This is a genomic window from Paracraurococcus ruber (assembly GCF_004353985.1).
GTDB lineage: Bacteria > Pseudomonadota > Alphaproteobacteria > Acetobacterales > Acetobacteraceae > Paracraurococcus > Paracraurococcus ruber.
The window spans coordinates 1-4,743 of sequence record NZ_SMOA01000350.1 but is presented as its reverse complement, the minus strand read 5'-3'; the positions used below and the strand labels follow the sequence as shown (position 1 = coordinate 4,743).

The window sequence follows — 4,743 nt, the reverse complement described above, 5'->3', positions numbered from 1 at the left end:
CGCGGCCGGCGGGGAGGCGGCCGGCGCCGCTTCGGCCGGCGGGGGGGCGGCAGGCGCGGCCGGCGGCGCCAGCACCCAGTTCGGCCGCCCCTCCGCATCCGTCTCCAGCAGCAGGTCCGGCCCGACCAGGCGCAGCCGCGCCACCTCCACCCGGCGCGACAGCAGCGGCAGCAGCGCCAGCTGCACCTCCGCCCGCCGCAGGGTCAGCATCTGCGGCTGGCTGCCGCCGGGCATGTTGGACAGCGCCACGTCCTCGACCGTCACGGTCGGGATCAGCGAGAGCTTCAGGCCGATCGGCCCGTTGAGCGCCAGGTCGCGCCCCGTCCTCTCCTTCACCAGCGCCTGGATGCGCGGCTTCTGGCCATTCAGGTCGAAGCTCGCCAGGGCCACCGCGCCCGCCACCAGGGGCAGGAGCACGAGCAGGGCGAGGATCCAGGGCCAACGGCGGCGGCGCGGGGTGTCGGGGGGCATCTGGGGCGGTTCCCGGTCGGCTTGGTCGCGGGGCGGGGGAGTCTAGAGCGGATGGCGGCGCGGCGTGAACGCCGGGCGGCACGACGCCGCCCGGCGATGAAAGCGCGGCGGCGGCGAAGCGTTCGGTCCGGACCGCAATCCGCCGCAGGGCGGATGACCGCCGGCCTGGAACGCCGGAGGCGCGGTTGCGCCCCGCGACCGCGTTGCGGCGGCGATGCCGTGCCCGGCCTGGGACGCGTCGCGCCGGGAGGGACAGGGCGGCCGGCCCCGGACGCCCGCATGGCGGCGACGCCCGCGACGCAGGCGGGGCCACGGGGCCGCGCACGGCCCCTCGACGCTGGATGCCGCACCGCGGATGGCAGGAGGCCGTGCCGCCGGCCGCCGCGCCCGGGTCTCCGCGCTCAGCGCTTCGCCGGCGCGAGGCGGCGGGGCTTCGGGGTGCGCGGCGCCTCGAAGCCGAAGAAGCGGAAGGTCTCCTGCATATGCGGCGGCAGGGGCGCCGCCGCCTCCAGCACGCCGCCATCGGGATGCGGCAGGCGCAGCGCCCGGGCATGCAGGTGAAGCTGGTTCGGCAGGCCGTCCATATGCGCGGCGACGCCGCCATACTTGCCATCGCCCAGGATCGGCGTGCCGAGGCCCTGCGCCGCATGCACCCGCAACTGGTGGGTGCGGCCGGTCAGCGGGTTCATCTCCAGCCAGGCGGCGCGGCGCTTGGCGGCGTCCAGCGTGCGGAAATCGGTGATGGCGCGCACGCCCTCCTCCGGGTCCTCCACCGCCTCCATCCGCTCCCCGCGCGGGCCGCCGAGCTTGGCGAGCGGCAGGTCGATGCGCCCCTCCGCCAGTTGCGGCTGCGGGATGACCACGGCCCAGTAGGTCTTCTCCACGTCCCGGCCGCGGAAAGCCTTGGCGAGGAAGGCCGCGGCGGCGGCGGTGCGGCCGAGGATGAGCACGCCCGAGGTGTCGCGGTCCAGCCGGTGGACGAGGCGCGGGCGCTCCTCGGCCTCGAAGATCAGGGCATCCAGCATCCCGTCCAGGTGGCGGGCGATGCCCGGGCCACCCTGCACCGGCAGGCCATGCGGCTTGTCCAGCACCAGCACGCTGGCATCGCGGTGGATCACCATCCGCTCCAGCGCCTCGGCATCCTCGGGCGAGACCGGGCGGCGGCCGGGCTCCGGCTTCGGCCCTTCCGGCAAAGGCGGGATGCGGACCTCCTGCCCCTCGGCCAGGCGGGTATTGGCCTCCGCCCGCTTGCCGTCCACGCGGATCTGGCCGGTGCGCAGCATCTTCTGCAGCGCGCCCTGGCCGAGTTGCGGGAAATGCCGGCGGAACCAGCGGTCGAGGCGGGTATCGGCCTCCCCGGGGGCGACGATGCGGTGGGCGATGCTCATGATGCCGGAAGGGATACCACCTTCGCGGGCCGCAGGCGAAACGCCATGGCGCGGCGGCGGCCCGGGGACGCCACGGGGCCACGGAACGACGTCACGAACCCATGTGGTTCCGGGGCGGCGGCCGGAACCATCGCCGTCGCCATGCGTCGGCATGCTTCATGACCCGAATGGCAACCCTGGCCGCTGGCGCGGCCCTCCTGGTCCTCGGCGTCGGAGCCCCGGACCTCACACGCAACCAAGCCGCGGCGGCGGATCGCGCGAGCGCGACCCCGACCCAGACCCGCGCGCAGCAGGTCCGGCCGCAGCGCGGCCAGGCCAGCTACTACGCCCCGAAATTCAACGGCCGGCGCATGGCCAATGGCGCCCGCTTCAACCCGAACAGCAACGCCGCCGCCCACAAGACACTGCCGCTAGGCACCACGGCGAAGGTGACGAACCTGGAGAATGGCCGCACCGCCGAGGTGAAGGTGCAGGACCGTGGTCCGTATGCGCGCGGCCGGGTGATCGATGTCAGCCCGCGGACGGCGGAGCAGCTCGACATGAAGAAGGACGGCACGGCGCCGGTGGTGGTGGAGCCGATGCGGGTGCCGGACCGGGACGAACGGGTCGCGGCGCGCTAGCACGCCGGGGCACTGCCCCGCGCCCATCCCGGCGGACCCTTGGCCCGCCCCTGGCGCGGGCGGGCCGTTCGTCAGGCGATCGCGCGGCCGCGGCGCGGTGCGTGGCGGACGGCAAGCGCTTGGCGGCATCCGGGACCGAGCCTTGGCGGAGGCGCGGCGCAGGCGTCGCCGGCTCCTGCCGGGGGGGGGCAAATGCCCCTGAGGCCCCTCCGCTAGGCCACCTTCTCCCACTCCAGGTCCAAGGTCAGCAGCACCCCGTCCACCTCGCGCGGCGGCGGCGTCAGCACGATATGCGCGCCCTTCATGCGCACCTGCCGCACCTGGTCGCTGCCGATCCGTTCCGGCGGATAGGCGGCGTCCACCCGCGTCGACAGCACCGTGCCGTCGAAGGTCCATGTCCCGGTATAGGAGGCGAAGAAGCGCCCTTCCCCGGCCGCCGGCGCGCGGCCGTCGCCGACCGCGGCCATCATCCGGTCCGCCTCGAACCGCACCACGCCCATCGGTTGCGGCCCGTAGGGCGAGGGCACCGCCCGCCCCGCCGCGTCACGCGCGGTCACCTCCAGCAGCCGCCAGCAGCCGATCAGCCGGTCCCTCATCCCATTCCTCCCGCACGCCGCGCGATCCAGAAACACAGCCCGAAGGCCGCCAGGCCGAGCCAGAGGCTCGCCGCCACATAGGCCGCGGCCAGCCACCAGGCGCGCAGGAACAGCAGCCCGGTCTCGAGGCTGAAGGCGCTGAAGGTGGTGAAGCCGCCGAGCAGGCCGGTGACCAGCAGCAGCCGCCAGCCGCCATCGACGCCCAGGCCGCCCAGGACGCCGATCGCCGCGCTGCCGATGACATTCACCGCCAGCGTCCCCCAGGGGAAGCCGGTCCCGACGGCGAGGATGGCCCAGGTGGACAGCGCGTAGCGCAGCACCGACCCCACCGCGCCGCCGCCCGCCACCAGCAACAGGGCGGGCCAGCCGAAGGCGGTCATCGTCCGGCCTTGCGGGCGCGCAGCGCGGCCCAGCGTTCCAGCCGCTCGGCGATCGCGGCCTCGGCGCCGCGGCCCGTCGGGCGATAGAATTGCCGCCGCGCCATGCCGTCGGGGAAGTAGTCCTGGCCGGAAAAGGCCTCGTCCTCGTCATGGTCGTAGGCATAGCCGGCGCCGTAGCCGAGTTCCTTCATCAGCCTGGTCGGCGCGTTCAGGATGTGGGCGGGCGGCATCAGGCTGCCGGTCTCCTTCGCTGCGCGCTGCGCCTGGCCCCAGGCGGCATAGACGGCGTTGGACTTGGGCGCGGTGCCGAGGTGCACGACGAGCTGCGCCAGCGCCAGCTCGCCTTCCGGCGAGCCGAGCCTTTCGTAGGTCTCCCAGGCGGCGATGGCCAGCGGCAGGGCGCGCGGATCGGCCATGCCGACATCCTCGGCGGCGAAGCGGGTCAATCGGCGGGCGATGTAGCGCGGATCCTCCCCGCCCTGGATCATCCGGGCCAGCCAGTACAGCGCCGCATCCGGGTCCGATCCGCGCAGCGATTTGTGCAGGGCGGAGATGAGGTTGTAGTGCTCCTCCCTGTCCTTGTCGTAGAGCGCGGCGCGGCGCGCCAGCAATTCCGCCAGCGCCGCCGGGTCCATCGGCGCCGCGTCGGCGGGCAGGGCCAGCAGCTGCTCCGCCAGGTTCAGCAGGTAGCGGCCGTCGCCATCCGCCATGGCGCGCAACGTGGCGCGCGCCGCGGCGTCCAGCGGCAGGCCGCGCTGCGCCTCCGCCTCGGCCCGGGTCAGCAGCAGGTCGAGCGCGGCATCGTCCAGCCGCCGCAGCACCAGCACCTGGCAGCGCGACAGCAGCGCGCCGTTCAGCGCGAAGCTCGGGTTCTCGGTGGTGGCTCCGACCAGCGTGACGGTGCCGTCCTCGACCACCGGCAGGAAGCCGTCCTGCTGCGCGCGGTTGAAGCGGTGGATCTCGTCCACGAACAGCAGCGTGCCCTGCCCGGCGCGGCGGCGGAGCCGCGCCTCGTCGAAGGCGCGCTTCAGGTCGGCGACGCCGGAGAACACCGCCGAGAGCGAGACGAAGACCAGCCCCGCCCGCTGCGCCAGCAGCCGCGCGATGGTGGTCTTCCCGACGCCCGGCGGGCCCCAGAGGATGAGGGAGGCGAGGCTGCCGCGCGCCAGCATGCCGGACAGCGCGCCGGCGGCGCCGAGCAGCTGGTCCTGGCCCACCACCTCCTCCAGGCTGCGTGGCCGCAGCCGGTCGGCGAGCGGGCGCGGGCCGGCCGGCGCGCGCGGTTCGG

6 protein-coding genes are annotated in these 4,743 nt (G+C 74.8%); 1 reads left to right on the top strand and 5 read right to left on the bottom strand.

Annotation, left to right across the window (positions count from 1 at the left end):
* Together E2C05_RS28755 and E2C05_RS28750 are read right to left on the bottom strand one after the other, a co-directional pair.
* On the bottom strand, window positions 1–471 hold a 471-nt coding region (locus E2C05_RS28755), incomplete at its 3' end, for an AsmA family protein (protein WP_133223060.1).
* 401 nt (window positions 472–872) lie between these two features.
* Window positions 873–1,859 carry an RluA family pseudouridine synthase gene (locus E2C05_RS28750; protein WP_133223059.1) on the bottom strand — a complete coding sequence of 329 codons (987 nt, stop codon included), beginning with the start codon at window positions 1,857–1,859 and terminating at the stop codon, window positions 873–875.
* Between the two features lie 158 nt (window positions 1,860–2,017).
* On the opposite strand from E2C05_RS28750, the gene E2C05_RS28745 reads away from it, so the two are divergent.
* The gene (locus E2C05_RS28745; protein WP_133223058.1) at window positions 2,018–2,479 is read left to right on the top strand and encodes a septal ring lytic transglycosylase RlpA family protein; all 462 of its coding nucleotides are present in this window, start codon (window positions 2,018–2,020) and stop codon (window positions 2,477–2,479) included.
* 212 nt (window positions 2,480–2,691) lie between these two features.
* On the opposite strand, the gene E2C05_RS28740 is transcribed toward E2C05_RS28745, so the two are convergent.
* The 3 genes from E2C05_RS28740 to E2C05_RS28730 form a co-directional block, all read right to left on the bottom strand.
* Complete coding sequence (locus tag E2C05_RS28740) at window positions 2,692–3,075, bottom strand: lipocalin-like domain-containing protein (RefSeq protein WP_133223057.1); 384 nt, start codon at window positions 3,073–3,075, stop codon at window positions 2,692–2,694.
* Window positions 3,072–3,455: a fluoride efflux transporter FluC gene (locus tag E2C05_RS28735; protein ID WP_133223056.1), complete on the bottom strand. Its 384-nt coding sequence runs from the start codon at window positions 3,453–3,455 to the stop codon at window positions 3,072–3,074. The genes E2C05_RS28740 and E2C05_RS28735 overlap by 4 nt, the downstream gene beginning before the upstream one ends.
* Window positions 3,452–4,743 (bottom strand): replication-associated recombination protein A (locus E2C05_RS28730; protein WP_133223055.1); only part of this gene is annotated, 1,292 nt, incomplete at its 5' end. The genes E2C05_RS28735 and E2C05_RS28730, both read right to left, overlap by 4 nt.